This is a genomic window from Listeria goaensis (genome assembly GCF_900186125.1).
GTDB lineage: Bacteria > Bacillota > Bacilli > Lactobacillales > Listeriaceae > Listeria > Listeria goaensis.
Genome location: NZ_FYBQ01000002.1, coordinates 179745 through 199441 on the forward strand (window position 1 = coordinate 179745; position 19697 = coordinate 199441).

Genomic DNA, 19697 nt, shown 5'->3' on the forward strand with positions numbered 1-19697 from the left:
AATTAAGTATTTTAATAACAAAAAAAGAGCAATCATTTTAGATTGCTCTTAACTTTACACGCACAATCAATCGTCATCAATTGTCCTCTTCATTTCCTTCTGCACTTTCCGCAGCGCTTTTTTGGAGCCACGTTCGAAATCGCGTGCTTCTTTGCGTTCAGCGAAAGATGTAAAAAGGGAGTCCAAATCGTAGTCGGCCGGGTACAGGTCGCTTGCTTTAGCGAGTCTAGCCAGTCGTTTGGCGCGTACAACAACTTGCTTGCCGCCCGCAAAAACGGTCACGTCATCTTTGTCCTGCGCGTAAACGAGGCCAACTTCTTTTGTTTCTAAAAGCTCAACTCGGTCGCCTTTCGCAAATTCAATTTGTGGTTCACGCACGTCTTGTTCGACTTTTCGGACCGTGATTTTTTCATACACGTAATCTTTTGATGTCATGTAGCGCGAAGCTTGGCGAATGATTTTGTCATCCAAATTCATTTTTTTGGCAATGAAAAGCGCATTGCTTTCCCCAGATTCGCCAATGATAAGCTGATATTTCGGTTCGAGCGTTTCCTGATTGAACGCCATACGCGCATTCATGAAGTCGGGATGTTCGCTGCCATATTTTTTGATTTCCGCATAATGGGTCGTCGCAATAGTCGTCGCACCTTTTTTGTAGCACGCTTCTAAAATCGCGACCGCGAGTGCCGCTCCTTCATTCGGTTCAGTCCCACTTCCAATTTCATCCAAAAGAAGCAGTGTTTGTTTATTCGTGCGTGACACGATATCCGCGATGTTGCGCATATGCGAAGAGAACGTGCTGAGCGCATTTTCGATACTTTGGTTGTCGCCAATGTCCACGAAAACGCCATCGAAAATCGCCATTTCCGCCCCCTCATCTGCCGGAATGTGCAAACCTGCCATCATCATTAGCGTAAGCAGCCCAATGGTTTTCAGCACAACCGTTTTCCCGCCAGCATTTGGCCCTGTAATGACAAGACTTCGGTAATTCTCCCCAATTTCAAATTGCAGCGGCACACGATCTGTCCCTAAAAGAAACGGATGCCGTGCATTTTTCAGCCGAATAATGCCATTTTCATTGATGCTCGGTGAAATGCCTTCCATTTGTCTAGAGAGCTTCCCTTTAGCAAAAATAAAGTCGAATTCGGCGATAACATCTTTGTTATGCTTAATACCGTCTAGTTTTTCAATGATACTTCCAGTTAACGTCATCAAAATCTGATAAACTTCCGCGCTTTCCCATGCGTAAAGGCCAACAAGTTCGTCATTTAGCTTCCGCACCGCTTCTGGCTCAATAAAAACCGTCGTTCCCTTCCCAGACGATTCGACAATCGCACCCGGAACAAATTTTTGGAAACTCGCTTTAATTGGCACCGTATAGCGATCATTTTTTTTGCTCACAAAAAATTCTTGGATATATTTGCGGTTTTGGCTGTTCTTCATGAATTTTTCAAGCCGTTCAGAAATCTTCTCTTGTGTGTCTAAAATCGCTTTCCGAACTTTCCGTAACGCACGGCTCGCCTCATTCACCACTTCGCCATTTCGAATCGCCGCATAAATTTCATCTTCTACGTCCATGAAACTTTCAATGCTCCCCGAATAACCCATTAAAATCGGCGCAACATGTTCATTTTTCTCCATAAATTGCTTCACACGTCTTGTACTCCGCAAAAAATCAGCTATCAGAGTAAGCTCTTGCGGCATCAGTTCCTGCCCCCGGTCGATTTTCCCGATGAGCTGGTCAATATGGCTAACGCCCGCAAGCGGCAAATTTTGTCCACTATTTAAAATTGTCCGCGCTTCGGAAGTCTCCGCTAATTTATGCGCGATGGATTTTTTCGTTCTATATATATGCCCTTCCTGCGCTTTTTCTTTTGCAACGTTGCTCACGCAGTTTTCACTTAGGCGTGTCATTAATTCGTTAAAGCCTAGTTTTTGATAAGTTTCTGTATTCATTTCTTCCAATCTCCTTTGTTTAAAAGTGGAAGATACCTTGGTGCGTCCTGAATTTTGGTTTTAGGTGTTTAAAACGTTTCGCTTTGCTTGCGTCTTTAAGCGCTGAAGGTGCTAAGAGAATCCTTGGATCAACGCCTCACTTTGTTCGGCCTTGTACTGCACCTCTAGGCACTAAAAGTGCTAAGAGGACTTTGGATCAACGTTTCGCTTTGCTCAACCTTGTACTGCACCTCTAAGCGCTGAAGCGCTAAGAGAATCCTTGGATCAACGCCTCACCTTGTTCGGCCTTGTACTGCACCTCTAAGCACTGAAGTGCTAAGAGGTGCAGCAAAAAACTGCAAACACCTTTGCAGTTTCATAAACATATCAAATTATGATAGTCATAATCGTAAATGTTTTGAAAGAGTTAGGTATCTTCATAGGCAAACCAAATAAACTTTCGTTTTTGAAAAATTTAATTGGTTGATTCATTTCCTAATTTAAGATATAACTACACTCACAAAAAGCACCTCGATTATTTGTTTGGACGCTAAACTTTCTTTCTCTAACAGAATACAAGGTAGGGGTTTTTTTGTCAACCTTCGCTCTTTCATTTACTTTCAATAAAGGGTTGATTTATTAGGCTTTTTCCTTTAAGATAGTACAAGTAATTAAATAAAATCCTCATCACTGGTGAGGTAGAGGTTGCAAAGATCACAAGTAGATTTCTTGAAGCGCGCGAAACGCTATTGATAGAAATGGAAAAGGAGATTTGCCGAAGTAAAATGAATTTTTGCGGTTTATTTTGCTGGGACGGTTTGCGAAAGCGGCTGGACTGCTACTAAAATAGTCTTTTTTAGTAGGTGCGCTATCTGACAAGGATGCTTTGTATGTTATCCCCGCCTTATAGCCATAAGACGGGGTTTTTTATATGATTAGAAAGTCCTGATACAGCGCGAAATTTAGACAAAAAAGGAGTTTTATAATTGAAGAAAAAATCAAGTGGGGAGATTAAGCGTTCTCTTCAAACACGACATTTATCGATGATTGCGATTGGGGGATCCATTGGAACTGGGTTGTTTCTTGCAAGTGGAAATGCGATAGCGACAGCGGGACCAGGCGGGGCGCTTGTGGCGTATGCAGCCATTGGATTGATGGTATTTTTCCTGATGACAAGTCTTGGCGAAATGGCTACGTATATGCCCGTATCGGGGTCTTTTAGCACGTACGCCACGCGATTTGTTGATCCCGCTTTTGGCTTTGCGCTCGGCTGGAATTACTGGTTTAACTGGGCAATTACACTCGCCGTCGATATTTCAACGGCCGCACTCATCGTGCAGTTTTGGTTACCAGATACGCCAGCTTGGCTTTGGAGTGCCATTTTCTTAGTGCTTATTTTTGGATTAAATGCCTTATCTGTACGGGCTTACGGGGAATCCGAGTATTGGTTTTCCATTATCAAAGTGGCCACCGTTATTGTCTTCCTTATCGTCGGCGTTTTGACGATTTTTGGGATTCTTGGCGGGGAATTCATCGGGTTTAAAAACTTCACAGTTGGAGAGGCACCATTTAAAGGCGGATTTTTCGCGATACTTGGAACATTCCTCATCGCCGGCTTTTCCTTCCAAGGGACAGAGCTTGTTGGTATTGCAGCTGGGGAAAGTGAAACACCAGAAAAAAGCGTTCCGAAGGCGATTAAACAAGTTTTCTGGCGGATTTTGCTATTTTATATTTTTGCGATTTTCGTGATTGGCCTGATTATCCCTTATACGAGCCCGAATTTGCTTGGCGGTGAGGCAACTGATGTGGCGATTAGTCCATTTACGCTCGTTTTTGAAAAAGCTGGTTTAGCGTTTGCGGCGTCTGTCATGAATGCCGTCATTTTAACGAGCGTTTTGTCCGCTGGAAACTCTGGCTTGTATGCTTCAACGCGTATGCTTTGGTCGATGGCAAAAGACCGCAAAGCGCCACAATTTTTGTCTAAAGTAAACCACCGTGGTATTCCAATGGCTGCCCTTGTAGTAACAACAATTGTTGGGGCACTTACTTTTGTCACTACTTTAAGTGAAAATGGGACGGTCATTTATACATGGCTGCTTAGCGCATCTGGCTTAACTGGTTTCATCGCCTGGGTCGGTATCGCCATTAGTCATTACCGCTTCCGCCGTGCATTTATTAAACAAGGTCATGATTTAAACGAACTGAAATACCGAGCGAAATTCTTCCCATTCGGACCGATACTCGCGCTCATTTTATGTATTTTAGTCATCATCGGTCAAGATTACAATTCCTTTTTAAATCCTGATTTCACAAGCGCCGCCTGGTGGCAAAAAATCGGCATCTCCTATATTGGATTACCCATTTTCTTCATCTTTTGGCTCTCTTACAAATTGACGAAGAAGACCAAAATTATTCCGCTTGAAGAAGCCGAATTTGACCACAAGAAAATGTAAATCACATAAAAAAATCACCCTCCATCTTAAGATAAGGGTGATTTTCATTTTATCTAGCTACACTTATTTTTTTCTCCAAAAGAACAGACTTCCGATAGCTAGTAATCCTAGCCCAATTAATCCAGCTGCAGCAGGTTCACTATCTCCTGTTTTAGGCAAAGCATCTTTTGTGACTTCTTTAACTGTCGGTGTGCTGCTATATGCTTTTGGTTGGCTTTGCTCTATGGAAATGGGATTCGTGTTGCCTAAACCTGCTTTAATCACTTCTGCCGGGTCCTCTGTATCTGTATTGTTCTTATCTTGCTTTGAAGAATCAGTGTCATCATTATGATTAACAGGAAGCTCTGTAATGATAACGATTCGTTGGAAGTTTGTTGTATTTCCATCGCTATCTGTGACTTCATAGGTCACTTCATAAGCATCTGGCTTACTCGTATCAACTTCGTTACTCACTACTTTCATTTGGCTCGTAATATCGCCATCTTCTTTATCTGTTGCCTGTATATCGCTCATTGGGTCAAACGCATCGCCTTCTTGTAGACGAATTATCTTTTCTCCGGTGATTTCAGGTGCTTCTGTTACGATAACTGTACGATCAAATGTTGTCTTGTTTCCATCACTATCACTGACTTCATACGTCACTTCATAGGTTCCTGGATTTCCTTGTTGTACTTCATTATTTACGACTCTGATTTGTTCGGTAACATCGCCATCTTCTTTATCTGTTGCCTGAATATCTTTCATCGGATCGAATGTATCAGTTGGATTTAAACGAATTTCTTTTTCTCCTGTCATTACGGGCGCTTCAGTCACAATAACCGTACGAGTAAAAGTCGTCTTGTTTCCATCACTATCGGTCACCTCGTAGCTTACTTCGTACGTCCCTGATGCCGCTTTGTTAATCGTATTGCTTGTCACTTTGATTTGATCTGTCATTTCACCGTCTTCTTTATCTGTTGCTTGAATCGTACTCATTGGATCGAATTCATCATTCGGATTTAAGCGTGTCACTTTTTCTCCTGTAATTTCAGGTGCTTCTGTCACGGTAACTGAACGGTCAAACAAAGCCTTATTACCATCACTATCAGTCACTTCATAACTTACTTTGTATGTTCCGGGAACGCCTTTTTCTACGGAGTTACTCGTTACTTTGACTTGGTTTGTAAGATTGCCGTCTTCTTTATCTGTCGCTTGAATTGTACTCATTGGATCAAATTCATCAGTAGGATTCAAACGAGTCGTACTTTCTCCTGTAATTTGAGGCGCCTCGGTCACAATGACTGTACGCGTGTAGGTCGTGATATTTCCAGCGCTATCTGCCACCTCATACGTCACTTCATACGTGCCAGGAATACCTTCCTCTACATGATTACTTGTCACTTTTATTTTATCTGTCACATTGCCATCTTCTTTATCTGTTGCTTGAATATCTGCCAATGGATCAAATGTATCATCTGGATTTAAGCGTACTTCATTGTTTCCAGAAAAAACGGGTGCCCCTTCCACAACAACTTGACGAGTAAATGTTGCCTTATTTCCATCACTATCTGTGACTTCATAAGTGACTTCATAAGTTCCAGACACTCCTGTGTTCACTGGATTATCTATTACTTTTACTTGGCTAGTTAAATCGCCATCTTCTTTATCTGTCGCTTGAATTGTTTTCATCGGATCAAACTCAACATTGGGTTGGATAATAGTTTCCTGCTCACCTTGAATGACAGGTACATCATTACTTGTGACTGCTACAGACTGATCGGTTCCGTCTGCCGTATACGTGTCCTCTTCAAAATTCTCATCATGGTACACTACTGTCGTATCAGGTGTAACCGAAGATACTTCCGTCGCACCTTTTAAAGGAACCGTAATGTTTATTGAGGTATTATTTTCAACTTTCCCTGTTGTGAAAGTTAATGTGCGGGTCGCCTCATCATAGCTTTCACCAGTTATGCTTGTGTCTGACGATGATAAGCTTCCTGGTGTATAGGTTAATTCTTCTGGGATTTTGACAGAAAATGTATTACTTGTAGCTGCCATTCCTCCAACATTCGTAGCCTTTATATTATAATTAACATCTTTATTAACTTTCGTACTTGCTTCTGAAAAAGCTCCTTCTACTTGAAGCACAGATTGCGTCGCAAACTGAACATTATCTAGTAAGTTTCCTATAGCTTTATTTCCTCCCGCTGAAGACACTGCTCGGAATTGAAAACGGGTTGTCGTTTGGCCTTCTGGAATTGTGTATGTGCCTTTGTGAAGTCCCCATTCTGTATTTCCGTCTGTCATTTCCGCTTGCTGAGTCATAGTTCCTCCTGGTGCACCAAACTCTACGACTGCCGTATCATCACCCATTCGCCCTTTATGATACACTTGCCAGTGCACTGTAACACCTGGTGTAGTGGGAATATCTTGATACAACGCACTAGCTTCATAGGCATTCAGCTCAGCCCACTGTGTGCCAGATTGTGGTTTCGTATTATCAATATTTCGTTGTAATTCAATTTTCCCATCACTAGCAGTTGTTTGCCATCCAGGTACACTACTTTGATTATATAACTTATAACTTGCTGTAAAATGAGGGTTCTCAAAATCGCCGTTTACCAATGAAATTACAGCAGGTGAAGCTTGAAGGTTTGTCGTAGGGAGATTCGAAACAGCCTTTACTCCAGAACTGATAGGAATCATGATTAAATTAGTTAAAAATATCGTTGAAGAAACAGCTAACATACTTTTCTTTAATTTCTTTTTTTTCGTCATTAGATTTAATTCCTCCATTCAAATACTATACGTTAATCATACAATCAACCACTGCTTTACCCGTGGGGAATTTATACAAATCACTTTTGATTTTTTGACGATTTTGTGACAAACAATCTAGAAAAGTATCAAAATGAGTGTATTTTTATCTTTTTTACGCAAATATAGTACTCATAGTTATCCCAATACTCGTAAATAGTTGCTTCTTCCCTATATAGTTAGTATACTAACTATATAAGGAGGGAGTTCATGCATACACTTAATCATATCGGCTATCTACTTATGAAAACCGCTAAGGAATTGCGCTATGATTTATCAAGTAGTTTAGAGAAATACGGCATTACAAGCGCGCAGTGGGCCGTACTAAAACAGCTTGAATGGGGTTCTGAAAATGAAAAATTACGCTTAAAACAAACAAGTTCTTTCCTTGCTGACGAATTAGGTTTTGATAAACCAACAATGTCAGGTATTGTCTCAAGGCTTGAAAAAAATGGCTGGGTTACAAGGACGGAACATCCAATGGACAGACGCGCAACAATTCTAACGCTCACAAAAAAAGCACACAACAACCTCCCCTTTTTTGAAAAAAAGAGTGAAGAAGTGATGAAACAATTTTTGCGTCCCTATTCGGAGGAAGAAAAATATGCGCTACTCCAATTGCTTGAAAAACAAATAAAACGAGGTGATCATGATGACTGAAATATTAGTTATTGGCGCAAGTGGGAATATTGGTGAAACGGTTGTTAGCACGTTAATGAAGGAAAATATTCACGTTCGCGCAGCTACCTCGAAAGAGAACAATTTGCCTGCACCTACGGATCAAATTACGCACGTCCATTTCGATTTTCTGCGAACAGAAACGTATGAATTCGCTTTAGGAAAAGCGGAAAAAGTTTTTTTCATCAGGCCGCCACAGCTTGCTAAACCGAAGGAAGAAATTTTTCCTTTCCTATCTTTTTTAAAAGAAAAAAAGGTTTCACATGTTGTATTTGTCTCGTTACTCGGGGTTGAAAAAAATCCTGTCACGCCGCATCATAAAATCGAAAAAGAAATGGTGCGTTTAGAGCTACCGTATACGTTTTTGCGTCCAAGCTTCTTCATGCAAAACTTAAACACGACCCACCTAGAAGATATTCAAAAACGGGATGATTTGTTTATTCCGGCTGGAAAAGCGAAAACGAGCTTCATTGATACACGTGATATTGGGGAAGCGGCAGCCATCTGTCTCCTTGACACTGGCAAATATACGGGGAAAGCCTTTGACTTAACTGGCTCTAAAGCGCTAACTTATGAGGAGATAGCTCAAATTTTGACGAAGACGCTAGGCCGGGCTATCACTTATAGCAAACCGAGCTTATTAAAATTCCGTTCTACAATGATTAAACGCGGCGAACCGAAAGAATTTGTTAATGTTATGGTGATGTTGTATTTTATTACGCAATTAGGGAACGCGAAAAAAGTGACGACAGATTTAGAACAATTACTTGGCAGAACACCCACTTCTTTCGAACAGTATGCTTTAGATTATCAAGCGTACTTTCAATAAGCAAAATAAATAAGCATGAATCCCGTCATAATATCATCTTAAAAATGACTATTACTGGATTCATGCTTATTTTTTATCCATTTTTCTTTTTAAAAATAGAGAGGCCTAACCAAATTAATAAAAATGGCGTTGCAATGAGAATAATGCTAAGTACAACTGAAAACATTATCTTATCTCCTTACACGTTAATCTCGTTATGAACAGGCTCCACAGTTGGCTTTGTAACAAGCGCTAAAATGACTCCGACAACAAATCCAACTACCGCAAACGTTAACCAGCCCATCGAAATGTCATAAAACGGAATGAAACCTCTGAAAAACGCGTGAATGCCATCAATAGGAAGTTTTATCGCTTTTGCCCCTTCCAAAATCGAGATGACGGCCGTAAAACAAATCGTGGTCACATAAACCACTCGGCGCCCTTTAAACAAAGGATTAAGGAACGTGAGCAGAATGAGCACAATCGTTAGCGGATAAATCATCATAAGTACAGGTAACGAAAACTCAATCAAGTTCGCAAGCCCAACGTTTGCAACAAGGCAGGAAAACACTGAAAATACAATCACGTATGTTTGATATTTAAGTTTCGGAAACAGCTTCTGGAAGTAACTCGAACAAGCTGTAATCAACCCAATACTCGTCGTCAAGCACGCAAGCGTAATAATAATCGCTAGCAAAATCTTACCAAAATAACCAAAATAGAACGAAGCCGCTCCGGATAAAATAGGTCCTCCGTTATCGAAAAGTCCGAGGCGGTCCACACTCATGGACCCGATATAAGCTACAAAAATATAAATGACGGCCAAAAAACCTACCGCGATAAGTCCGGTTTTTAAACAGGCTGCCGCAATCTCGCGTTTTGATTTTGCCCCGTACGATTTAATTGCATTGATAACAATAATCCCAAACACAAGTGAAGCGAGCGCATCCATCGTGTTATAGCCACTAACAAAACCAGTGGAAAATGGTGAAGTCATATATTCACCTGTTGGTGCAGTTTGCTCTCCGAGTGGTTTCACGAGCGCCGCCACGATTAAAATGAAAATAAAAATGAGTAGTGCTGGTGTTAAGTACTTCCCAACACGATCAACAATTTTCGATGGCGAAAGTGATAGCCACAATGATATCCCAAAAAAGATGAGCGTAAAAATGAAAAGCGCAAACGTATGACTTCCTTCATTTAAAAATGGTGCCACTCCAATTTCAAAAGAAACTGTCCCCGTACGAGGTAAAGCAAAAAATGGCCCAATTGTTAAATAGAGAACGACTGTAAATAGAATGCCATAAATAGGGTGCACACGACTTGCTAAGCTTTGCAAATCATTGCTTCCCGAAATGCCAATTGCTAGCACACCAAGAAGAGGTAAGCCAGCCCCAGTAAGTAAAAATCCTGTTATCGCCACCCACACGTTAGTTCCCGCTAACTGTCCTAAATGAGCTGGAAAAATCAGGTTACCTGCTCCAAAAAATAATGCGAAAAGCATGAGGCCAATAAAGAAATAGGCCGAAAATGATAGCTGTTTATTCAAATGATATCTCCCTTTCAAAATCTGTCTTGTTCCTCTACCATACAGATTATCTGGGTCAAAAGCAATAGCAAACAGTCATTTTAGCCTATTTGTAATGCTTGGAACAGCTTTATTTTCGAACAAATCGGGACAATTTCATTTATTTTCTTCAAAAAGCAGATTTGTCAGAAAATTAGCGATTTAATAAATCCACAACTTTTTGATTATAGCGCCACATATTTTCTAGCTCCTCTTCTTTAAGTTCTGTACAAATTTTCATAAAAGCTTTGTAAATGTAAGTATTCATTTCATCTTCACGTAAAATCATCTTTCCTTTTTCCGTTAAAGTTAATTGAAAATCTCTTACTTGAAGTAAGCCTCTTTCAGTTAGCCCACGTATGTTAGCCGCGATAATCTGATGTTTGCCTTTTACTTCATACAAAATCTCGCGCAAAAGGACCTTTTCATGTTCTGCACAAATTTTTAAAATTCGGAGTTGTTCATATGACATGCCCATGCTGTTTTGATGTTCTCTCGTTAATGCTTTCATTGCTTTTTGTACGCGCATATAACTAGAAACAAGTTCTTTCATTTGCTCAACCTTACTTTCTTTTATTTGCATAGTAGCACCTCCACCTTTATTTTAAAGGAAAAATAAGCATTTAAGTGGAAATTTACAAAATCCTAACTAAAAAACAATTTTACGTTTTATTAGTTGCTTATATTTTGTAAGTGTGATATAGTTTATTTATAAACAATAACATTTTACGTTTAAACTCACTTTTTTAAGTGAATACAAAGAATGTAAATAGAAAAAAATGGAGGAATGACAAACATGACAGTAGAAAAATGGAATATTGACCCTGCACACACTTCAATTGAGTTTCAAGTGAAACACATGATGGTATCAAAAGTGAAAGGCGTGTTTAAAAAATTTGAAGCAGACGTTCAAATGAATCCTGAAGACTTAACTGATGCCAAAATCAAATTTACTGTTGACGCAGAAAGTGTAGATACTCGTCAAGCACAGCGTGACGGACATCTAAAAAGTGATGACTTCTTTAATGTAGAAAAATACCCACACATCACTTTTGTTTCAACTGAAATCACGCCAGATGGTGACAATGAATATGAAGTAACAGGTGATTTAACTATTCGCGATGTTACAAAACCGTTGCAACTACACGTTACATTTGAAGGTTCTGGAAAAGATCCAAATACTGGAAATATCGTAGCCGGTTTTGAAGGACGAGGCAAATTCAACCGTAAAGACTTTGGTCTAAACTATAATGCAGCGCTTGAAACTGGCGGCGTTCTAATCGGCGATGAAGTCAAATTAAATATTCAAATTGAAGCTTCTAAATAAGCACAAATCCTCCCTGAAAGAAAATTCTTTCAGGGGGGATTTCATTTATTAACTAAAAAGTTCTTTAAATTGTCAAAAAGAACGCTTCATAATCACCAATTTGCAATTTAGCACGCTCCTCTTTATGCTATACTTAAAAACTAATAATTAGAAAGAAAAAGGAGCTGTACCCCATCAATGAATTACGTTTTTCAAGTTCAACTGAGTCAATCAAAAAGCTTTCAAACTTGCCGTGTAAATTTCCCAACATTTTGCCCGTCATGTCATTCAAGTAAACATTTAACCGTGCTTTCTTCTACATTAAATTCCAAAGATGAAGTGCTAGGCTTGCTCATAGAATGCTTATCCTGTCACGATGTATTTTTAGAAAAATTCCAAATTGAAAAAGTAGATAATGAATTAAAAACCACTTATTTAACCGTGCATGACTCCCAAAATCAGCCTTTCATCAATGATTTACATGAACAAAATCCGGAATTTGCTTCTTTTTATCAAGAAGCGCTTAATTTGGAAGCTTCTCACCGCTTAGAATCGGCCTACTTACTCTATATTAAATCGGCTGATATTTTAGCAAAACACTCGCTTGCAGATTTGAAAAATATCCTACCTAAAGGGTCCTTTGAATCGGACTGGCAAAACATCCCTGCTTCTACAGACCTTTTGCTTAAAAATATCGACCAAATCAAGTCTTACATCGAAGGCGTTGCTTTACTAATTGCTGGCTTAGATTCGCTTGTTTTGGCTGAGGCTGAAGCATAGGAAATCCAATTTTATGAGCAGGTCCCTAGTTTTCTTCCCAAAAATGCGTTAAAATGGTGTATTGCTATTTTTTAGAGAAAGAGGGACATTATGAATAAAAACGAAAAATTAATCGGCGTTATTGCGGGGGCGCTCGCCTATGTTTTATGGGGCATTTTGCCGATGTATTGGAAACTCGCAACGGAAGTTCCGGCAATGGAGATTTTAGCTTATCGCATTGTTTGGTCCTTTGTTTTCATGGTGTTTTTAATTGCGATTTTGCGCAAATCAAACGAGGTTTACCTTGAAATCAAAGCTGTTTTTAAAAGACCAAAAACAGCTACACTCATTACGCTCGCGGCTGTTTTAATTACAGTCAACTGGTTCATTTTTATTTTCACAGTCAATAGTGGTCACGTGACAGAAGCGAGTCTCGGCTATTATATTAATCCGCTCGTCAATGTGCTCATTGCGACTATTTTTTTGAAAGAACGTTTAAGTCGCGGGGAAGTCATTGCGGTTTCGCTCGCTTTTATTGGTGTTGCCATTTTGACGTACCATCAGGGCACGGTGCCTTATGCGGCTCTAGGCATGGCGATTTCCTTTAGTCTGTATGGTTTAATTAAAAAATTTATTTCGGTTTCAGTATGGACGGGATTAACTCTTGAAACAGTAATTATAACGCCGTTTGCACTTATTTATTTACTATTTTTCTCCAAAAATTTCTTTATGAGTTATTCTGTAAGCATCGATTTCATTATGGTTGGCGCTGGGATTGTAACAGCGATTCCACTCCTACTTTTCGCGACGGCAGCGAAGAAAATCAGCTATACGATGGTTGGCTTCCTGCAATACATCGGGCCAACATTGATGCTGATTTTAGGCGTTCTTCTGTATAAAGAAAGTTTTGACAAGGTACAACTTATGGCCTTTATTTGTATTTGGGCGGCAATTTTAGTCTTTACGATTTCTCATATTTATTTAAACGCTAAAACGAAGCAACTAAAATCGGCGGCTTCAAAATAAGTTTTGAGGTGAGAATTTTGGTACACAAAACAAACGCGTGTCGAATGCTTGATCAAAAGAAAATTCCCTATTCGCTCCATGAATACGTGGTCGATGAAACCCACTTAGATGCGGTTCATGTTGCGACGGAAACGGGTCGGAATCCCGCACAAATTTATAAAACGCTCGTGACGGTTGGCGATAAAACGGGGTACAACGTGGCGTGCATTCCAGCGAATCAAACACTCCAATTAAAAGCCTTTGCGAAAATCAGCGGCAATAAAAAAGTGGAGATGATTCATGTGAATGATTTAGAAAAAGTGACTGGCTACATTCGTGGTGGCTGTTCCCCCGTTGGCATGAAAAAAGCCTTCCCAACATTCATTGATGAAGCGGCACAAAAGCTCGATACGATTTTCATTTCCGCAGGCAAACGCGGCTTGCAAATCGAACTAGCTGCGAATGATTTGCTCTTGGTTTGTCGGGGGAAATTTGCGGATATTTCAATGTAAAAAAAGCAGTGTCCTGTTTGATTTTTCAAACAGGACACTGCTTTTTTTAATTTTCACCATACATTTATCCATGTTTCATTGTAATATCTATCTGCCCACAATACGCCTCTATTACCGTTAGGATCAGATGTATATCTGGACATAATGTAAATTCGTTTTCCGCGGAACTTACTTTTACCAACTTCTAATCCAAATCCACCCCAGCCTATTACTGAATTCCCATACGCAGTTGTTACATCTGGTCTGTAAGATCTAGCAATTTTATACCTTCCTAGCTCCAAACCTGTATCCCGATTCATAATAAAGATATAAGCGTAGCTAGGATATCCACTTCTGTTACCATGCCATCCAGATGTTTTAATTGACCAATTTGTTTGCCTTAATTCATCAACAAAACCATATTGCCCTGATGAAGAATTCGTTTGGTTAAACGCGGCTTCAGCTTTATCTCCCGTCGAAAAGCCAAATGTTCCAATAATCCCAACCGTAAGCATACTAGCAATAAAAACTTTTAAAACCAATTTTTTCATCTCATTTCCTCCATTCTTTTTTGTTTAGTCTTACACTCTTATCATATCACGATAGCAAACTCACAAATATGTAAATTTTGTGTATTTTCAATTAAAAAGACTTTAAAAAAGTCATATTTTTGTTTTTACCAATCACATGCATACTTCTCCGTAAAGAAAAGCGGCATGAATTTTCATGCCGCTTTTTTTACTTCCGCCAAAACGTCGTACAGCCCGCTTTGTCTTCAATATTAAATTCAATAATCCGTCGTAATAAGTCGTAGTCAATTGGTTTATCCCATGGGAATTGAATGAGCATTTTCGTATGGCTGTAGCCCGCCTTTTTAATTTCTTCTGAAAAAGCTTCAATGCCAACAAGTTCTGGGGACATGGCTAAATGTTTTTTAGAAACGCTAAAGCCTGCAATGAATGTGTCATGATCCGTGAACATCGGTTGGTTCCAAGCAATTCGTTTACCTAAGTTTGGGAACGTCTTCTCCACCCAACCTAGCACTTCAGCAGTTCGTGCCTGCTGTTCGGGCACCTCAATTTGTCCAATAAAATCTTCGAATGTTTCCACTTTTGCTTCCTCCTTTCAGTTGCGTTTAGTTTAATTGTAACGGAAGAAACGAAATTTACAAGTGTTACTCACGGCAATCGCACTGACACCCTCCACCGCAACAGCCTTGCTCGCTCCTTGCGACTTGTGCAATCGTTTCGGCGGGCACACTTTCTTTCGCGCGCTTCACGGTTTCGCCGATTTTTGCGGCAGGCGCGCTCTCGCGGACTTTTCGCGCTTTGTCGAGAATGGCATTTTTGGGATTAAAGCGCTTCGCCCCCGTGCTCACTTTTCCTTCTTCCTGCACATCTTCCATGCCTTTTTTGGCTATCGAAAGCATCAGTTTAATGCGATTCAATTGGTTGACCGCACTCGACCCAGCATCGTAGTCAATCGACATAATGTTCGCATGTGGATAGAGCTTTTTAAGCCCTTTAATCATGCCGCGCCCAGTAATGTGATTAGGAAGACAAGCGAACGGCTGCAAGCAGGCAATATTTGGCACATCGCTATCTAACAGCTCGAACATTTCGCCCGTTAAGAACCAGCCTTCCCCCATTTTGTTTCCGAGTGACAACAATTGGCTCGCTTTTTCAGCGATAACTTCAATACTTTCTGGGGCGTCAAAACGCGTGCTCGCACGAAGCGCATCTGTGACTGGCTTGCGGTACTGATTGATGGCGGGAATCGCAAGGCTTTGTTTCGCAAATGATTTCACTTTTGAACGACCGAACGTATTGGCCGCAAAATGGTCGTCATAGCAGCAATATAGCAGGAAGTCGACCAAATCTGGCACGACAGCTTCCCCGCCCTCTTGTTCGATGACGTCAACAATACTGTTGTTGGCACCTGGGTGGAACTTCACCAAAATTTCCCCCACAACGCCGACACGAGGTTTCTTCTCCGAGCTAATTGGCAGCTTATCAAACGCGTCGACCATTTCTTTTGCAAAAGCTTTATACGCTCTAAAGGAATATTGTTCCATGAGTGTCTTCGCTTTTCCGAGGTACTCGTGATACAACTTATTCGCACTGCCTGGTGTGACTTCATACGGCCGGGTCCTGTACAACATGCGATCTAGCGCGTCACCGATAGATAGCCCCGCCATAAACCTCGTTAATAGTTTTGGTGAAAGCTTAAACCCAGGCTGCTTCTCAAGTCCATTCGCGTTTAGCGAGATAACTGGAATGCCTTCGATTTCGGCTTCACGGAGCGCTTTTTTGAGCATTGAAATGTAATTGGTCGCCCGGCAACCGCCGCCTGTTTGTGTCATGAGAACGGCCGTTTTATTCAAATCATAATCGCCATGTTTCAGCGCATCCATCATTTGTCCGATGGTTAAAATGGCTGGGTAGCAGGCATCATTATTGACGTAGCGCAAACCTTCGTCAACAGCACGCGGTGTAACGGCAGGCAAGACTTCCAAGTTATAACCGCTAACTCGACCGGCCGCTTCAAGAAGGGCAAAATGCGTTGGCGCAAGTTGTGGCGCTAAAATGGTGTAGCCTGCTTTGCGCATTTCTTTTGTGAAGAGCGTTCTCGGTTCTGGTGGCGCCATTTCAGTTGGCAAGACGCCGTTTCTATCCCGCTCGTCAATCGCCGCTTTTAAAGAGCGCACGCGGATTCTAGCCGCCCCTAAATTGTTGATTTCATCAATTTTAAGAAGTGTATAGACTTTTCCGTGACCTTCAATGATTTCTTGGCACATATCCGTCGTAATCGCATCAAGTCCGCACCCGAATGATGTCAATTGGACGAACTCCAAGTCCTTCCTTTTCCCCGTAAAGCTTGCCGCGCGGTAAAGTCTTGCGTGGTATTTCCACTGGTTTTCAACGCGCAAATCATGCTCCATTTCGCCGAGGTGCGAAATCGAATCTTCGGTCAAAACGGCCATCCCGTTCATCGTAATGAGTTCTGGAATGCCGTGGTTCACTTCTGGGTCTATGTGATACGGGTGACCCGCAAGCACAATACCCTTCACTTTGTTTTTCGCCATGTACTCCAGTGCCGCTTCACCTTCATTTTGAATATCTAGACGGCATTTCTCAGCTTCGGCAAGGCCAGCCAAAACGGCTTGTTCCATTTCTTCGGCTGGGATGTCAGGGAAAGTAAGTTTCATCGTTTCGATAAATGATTTTTCATTGTCAAGCGCGATAAACGGGCTAAACATTGGGATTTCTTTTTCCTCGAGCGCATCAACATTCACACGAATCACTTCTGGATAGCCGGCCACAACAGGACAGTTAAAGTTGTTTGTTGCTTCACCAAATTCGGGTTTTTCGTACACGACCGATGGATAAAAGACTGCATCGACTTTTTTGCGCACTAAATCCATCACGTGCCCGTGCGTTAGTTTTGCTGGATAGCAAACGGCTTCTGACGCAATCGTTTCGATGCCTTTTTCATATAGGTTTTTCGATGATTTACTAGAGAGTACAACCCGGTAACCCAACTGGTTGAAAATAGTAAACCATAGCGGGTAATTTTCAAACACATTCAAAGCGCGCGGAATACCAATTGAACCTCTTGTTGCTTCGGTTTTCTTCAGCGCCTTGTAATCAAACGTGCGTTTTAGTTTATACGCGTACAAATTGGGCAGCAAATTCCGAGTCGTCTCCACTCGCTCGCCGCGTTCACAGCGGTTGCCACTTACAAACGTGCGGTCGTCGCCGAAGCGCGTCACGGTTAATTGACATGTATTGCTGCACAAGTTACATCTGGACTGCGATGTCTCCGCACTAAATTCGCGTAATTTTTCCAAAACAAGCATTTCAGTCACTTCGCCTGTTTCATAATGTTCACGCGCGATTAGCGCCGCCCCGTATGCCCCCATCATGCCGGCAATATCTGGGCGCACAACTTCGCGTCCGGTTAAGAGTTCAAAAGCACGCAAAACCGCTTCGTTATAAAACGTTCCGCCTTGTACGATGACTTTTTCACCGATATCTTTTGGACTGCGAAGTTTGATTACTTTTTGGAGCGCATTTTTCACAACGGAATACGCCAGCCCCGCCGATAGATCCTCAAGGGTTACGCCCTCTTTTTGAACTTGTTTGACTTTTGAGTTCATAAAGACCGTACAGCGCGAACCTAAATCAACGGGTTCCTTCGCACTAAGCGCACGCTCTGCAAATTCTTCGATTGGCACATCAAGCGTATGAGCAAACGTTTCAAGAAACGAACCACAACCAGCCGAACAAGCCTCGTTTAGCATCAGGCTATCCAGTGCGCGATTTTTAATTTTCATACATTTCATATCTTGTCCGCCGATATCCAAAATAAAATCAACATCCGGTAAAAACTCGCGTGCCGCCCGGTAATGCGCGACCGTTTCAATTTCGCCAACATCAATTTTAAGCGCCGCCTTAATAAGCGATTCACCGTAACCCGTTATACCCGACTGCACAATTTGTACTTCTTCCGGCAGTTTTTCATACAAGTCACTCGTCGCATCAATGACCGACTGAAGCGGATTCCCATTATTACTTCCATAAAAGCTATATAAAATTTCGTTGTTTGTCCCCATCAAAATAAGTTTTGTCGTCGTTGAACCCGCATCAATTCCCAGATACGCATCACCTATGTAACTCGACAACTCTGCACGTGGCGCCTTCATCTCACCGTGTCTTGTCCGAAAGGCCACTAAATCTTCTGCTTTTGTAAAAAGTGGGGGTAGCGTCACCGTATCTTTTGCGAGGCTGGATAAATCCATGCCCGACAAGCGGCGCGTCACACTGTCGATTGAAATGGCCTCACTGTCAAACCCAGTAAACGCCGTGCCAAGCGCAATGAAATACTCCGCGTTTAGCGGCGCAATAATATCTTCTTCCTTCATTTTAAGTGTTTCCGTAAAACGAAAGCGCAATTGATCCAAAAACGTCAGCGGCCCGCCTAGAAACGCTACCTTCCCTCGAATTGGACGCCCACAAGCAAGTCCAGAAATCGTTTGCGTTACGACACTTTGGAAAATGGACGCCGCAATATCTTCTTTTCTGGCACCTTCATTTAAAAGTGGCTGAACGTCTGTTTTCGCGAACACTCCGCATCTTGAGGCAATCGGATAAATAGTTTGAGCGTTTTTCGCCAATTCGTTTAAGCCTGTTGGATCAGTTTGAACAAGCGTTGCAATTTGATCAATAAATGCACCCGTTCCACCCGCACATGCGTTATTCATGCGCTGTTCAATTCCGCCTGAAAAATAAATAATTTTTGCATCTTCCCCGCCAAGTTCAATAACGACATCTGTTTCTGGAATCACTTTTTCTACAGCTTCTGTACAAGCGATTACTTCCTGAACAAAATCCACTTCCAAGAATTTTGAAATCGCAAGGCCGGAAGAACCCGTAATCTTAAAGGTCATTTCGTCTGTTGAACATTTTTCCTTTAAATCTTCCATAATTAGTAGCGTTACCTTTTTGATGTCCGAATAGTGTCTGCGGTATGTTTGAAATAGAATTTCTCCTTCTTCATTCAATGCGACGGCTTTTGCTGTAGTTGAGCCGACATCAAGTCCGACATGAATCATTTTTCTCATCCTTCCCCATTACATGTTCAAAATATCACATTTTTTCTTTTGATTGTACCTTAATTCACAAATTAATAGTTGTTAAAAAATGAGTGATTACTCACTCAAAAGACGAGTGCATAGAAAATAAAAATAGACACCCTTATTTTTACACTTTTGTTTCTATTTGTAAAGGAAAAACCTGTTTGATGTAGTAGATTGACATTTTCATTAACCGTGCTAAAATTAATACAGAAAGAGCTAGTGTATTATTTATTTCTAATACACTCCGATGCCATTAAATTT

14 protein-coding genes and 1 riboswitch are annotated in these 19697 nt (G+C 41.2%); of the genes, 7 read left to right on the forward strand and 7 right to left on the reverse strand.

Translation table 11 applies throughout. The features are described from left to right. Positions 1-66 precede the first annotated feature (66 nt). Positions 67-1956 carry an endonuclease MutS2 gene (locus CFT42_RS03420; RefSeq protein ID WP_088815374.1) on the reverse strand — a complete coding sequence of 630 codons (1890 nt, stop codon included), beginning with the start codon at positions 1954-1956 and terminating at the stop codon, positions 67-69. A gap of 670 nt (positions 1957-2626) precedes the next feature. Continuing rightward, a riboswitch (Lysine riboswitch) is annotated at positions 2627-2814 on the forward strand. Between the two features lie 107 nt (positions 2815-2921). On the opposite strand from CFT42_RS03420, the gene CFT42_RS03425 reads away from it, so the two are divergent. Beyond that, positions 2922-4388 (forward strand): amino acid permease, encoded by a 1467-nt coding sequence (locus CFT42_RS03425; RefSeq protein WP_088809239.1) that lies wholly within the window; start codon positions 2922-2924, stop codon positions 4386-4388. 63 nt (positions 4389-4451) lie between these two features. On the opposite strand, the gene CFT42_RS03430 is transcribed toward CFT42_RS03425, so the two are convergent. After that, positions 4452-7145, reverse strand: coding sequence for an immunoglobulin-like domain-containing protein (locus CFT42_RS03430; protein WP_159458139.1), 2694 nt, complete (start codon positions 7143-7145; stop codon positions 4452-4454). Between the two features lie 249 nt (positions 7146-7394). Between CFT42_RS03430 and CFT42_RS03435 the strand changes: the two genes are divergently transcribed. After that, on the forward strand, positions 7395-7844 hold the full coding sequence (locus tag CFT42_RS03435; protein ID WP_088815376.1) for a MarR family winged helix-turn-helix transcriptional regulator: 450 nt from the start codon (positions 7395-7397) through the stop codon (positions 7842-7844). Continuing rightward, positions 7834-8691 carry an NmrA family NAD(P)-binding protein gene (locus CFT42_RS03440; RefSeq protein WP_244169921.1) on the forward strand — a complete coding sequence of 286 codons (858 nt, stop codon included), beginning with the start codon at positions 7834-7836 and terminating at the stop codon, positions 8689-8691. Before CFT42_RS03435 ends, CFT42_RS03440 begins: the two co-directional genes overlap by 11 nt. Before the next feature lie 178 nt (positions 8692-8869). Here the strand turns inward: CFT42_RS03440 and brnQ are convergent, their stop codons facing one another. Both brnQ and CFT42_RS03450 read right to left on the reverse strand, forming a co-directional pair. After that, a complete protein-coding gene (gene brnQ / locus CFT42_RS03445) occupies positions 8870-10219 on the reverse strand; it encodes a branched-chain amino acid transport system II carrier protein (RefSeq protein WP_088809243.1) in 1350 nt (449 codons plus the stop codon). A gap of 172 nt (positions 10220-10391) precedes the next feature. Then, complete coding sequence (locus tag CFT42_RS03450) at positions 10392-10820, reverse strand: MarR family transcriptional regulator (RefSeq protein WP_088809244.1); 429 nt, start codon at positions 10818-10820, stop codon at positions 10392-10394. 213 nt (positions 10821-11033) lie between these two features. On the opposite strand from CFT42_RS03450, the gene CFT42_RS03455 reads away from it, so the two are divergent. The 4 genes from CFT42_RS03455 to ybaK all read left to right on the forward strand — a co-directional run bounded on the left by CFT42_RS03455 (position 11034) and on the right by ybaK (position 13819). Further along, positions 11034-11564: a YceI family protein gene (locus CFT42_RS03455; RefSeq protein WP_088809245.1), complete on the forward strand. Its 531-nt coding sequence runs from the start codon at positions 11034-11036 to the stop codon at positions 11562-11564. A gap of 177 nt (positions 11565-11741) precedes the next feature. Next, the gene (locus CFT42_RS03460) at positions 11742-12323 is read left to right on the forward strand and encodes a hypothetical protein (protein WP_088809246.1); all 582 of its coding nucleotides are present in this window, start codon (positions 11742-11744) and stop codon (positions 12321-12323) included. Positions 12324-12410: 87 nt separating this feature from the next. After that, positions 12411-13328 (forward strand): EamA family transporter RarD, encoded by a 918-nt coding sequence (rarD, locus tag CFT42_RS03465; protein WP_162859610.1) that lies wholly within the window; start codon positions 12411-12413, stop codon positions 13326-13328. Between the two features lie 17 nt (positions 13329-13345). After that, a complete protein-coding gene (gene ybaK / locus CFT42_RS03470) occupies positions 13346-13819 on the forward strand; it encodes a Cys-tRNA(Pro) deacylase (RefSeq protein WP_088815379.1) in 474 nt (157 codons plus the stop codon). A 53-nt stretch (positions 13820-13872) separates the two neighbouring features. Here the strand turns inward: ybaK and CFT42_RS03475 are convergent, their stop codons facing one another. The 3 genes from CFT42_RS03475 to CFT42_RS03485 all read right to left on the reverse strand — a co-directional run bounded on the left by CFT42_RS03475 (position 13873) and on the right by CFT42_RS03485 (position 19412). Continuing rightward, positions 13873-14349 carry a hypothetical protein gene (locus CFT42_RS03475; protein WP_088815380.1) on the reverse strand — a complete coding sequence of 159 codons (477 nt, stop codon included), beginning with the start codon at positions 14347-14349 and terminating at the stop codon, positions 13873-13875. Between the two features lie 187 nt (positions 14350-14536). Further along, a complete protein-coding gene (locus CFT42_RS03480; protein ID WP_088809250.1) occupies positions 14537-14908 on the reverse strand; it encodes an iron chaperone in 372 nt (123 codons plus the stop codon). A gap of 64 nt (positions 14909-14972) precedes the next feature. Beyond that, positions 14973-19412 carry a 2-hydroxyacyl-CoA dehydratase gene (locus CFT42_RS03485; protein WP_088809251.1) on the reverse strand — a complete coding sequence of 1480 codons (4440 nt, stop codon included), beginning with the start codon at positions 19410-19412 and terminating at the stop codon, positions 14973-14975. Positions 19413-19697 lie beyond the last annotated feature (285 nt).

What these genes read in the sequence shown, in the direction of transcription:
- CFT42_RS03435 (WP_088815376.1), top strand. Translation starts at nt 7,395, where the DNA reads ATGCATACACTTAATCATATCGGCTATCTACTTATGAAAACCGCTAAG.
- CFT42_RS03440 (WP_244169921.1), top strand. Translation starts at nt 7,834, where the DNA reads ATGATGACTGAAATATTAGTTATTGGCGCAAGTGGGAATATTGGTGAA.
- CFT42_RS03450 (WP_088809244.1), bottom strand. Translation starts at nt 10,820, where the DNA reads ATGCAAATAAAAGAAAGTAAGGTTGAGCAAATGAAAGAACTTGTTTCT.
- CFT42_RS03455 (WP_088809245.1), top strand. Translation starts at nt 11,034, where the DNA reads ATGACAGTAGAAAAATGGAATATTGACCCTGCACACACTTCAATTGAG.
- CFT42_RS03475 (WP_088815380.1), bottom strand. Translation starts at nt 14,349, where the DNA reads ATGAAAAAATTGGTTTTAAAAGTTTTTATTGCTAGTATGCTTACGGTT.
- CFT42_RS03460 (WP_088809246.1), top strand. Translation starts at nt 11,742, where the DNA reads ATGAATTACGTTTTTCAAGTTCAACTGAGTCAATCAAAAAGCTTTCAA.
- CFT42_RS03430 (WP_159458139.1), bottom strand. Translation starts at nt 7,145, where the DNA reads ATGACGAAAAAAAAGAAATTAAAGAAAAGTATGTTAGCTGTTTCTTCA.
- CFT42_RS03485 (WP_088809251.1), bottom strand. Translation starts at nt 19,412, where the DNA reads ATGATTCATGTCGGACTTGATGTCGGCTCAACTACAGCAAAAGCCGTC.
- CFT42_RS03420 (WP_088815374.1), bottom strand. Translation starts at nt 1,956, where the DNA reads ATGAATACAGAAACTTATCAAAAACTAGGCTTTAACGAATTAATGACA.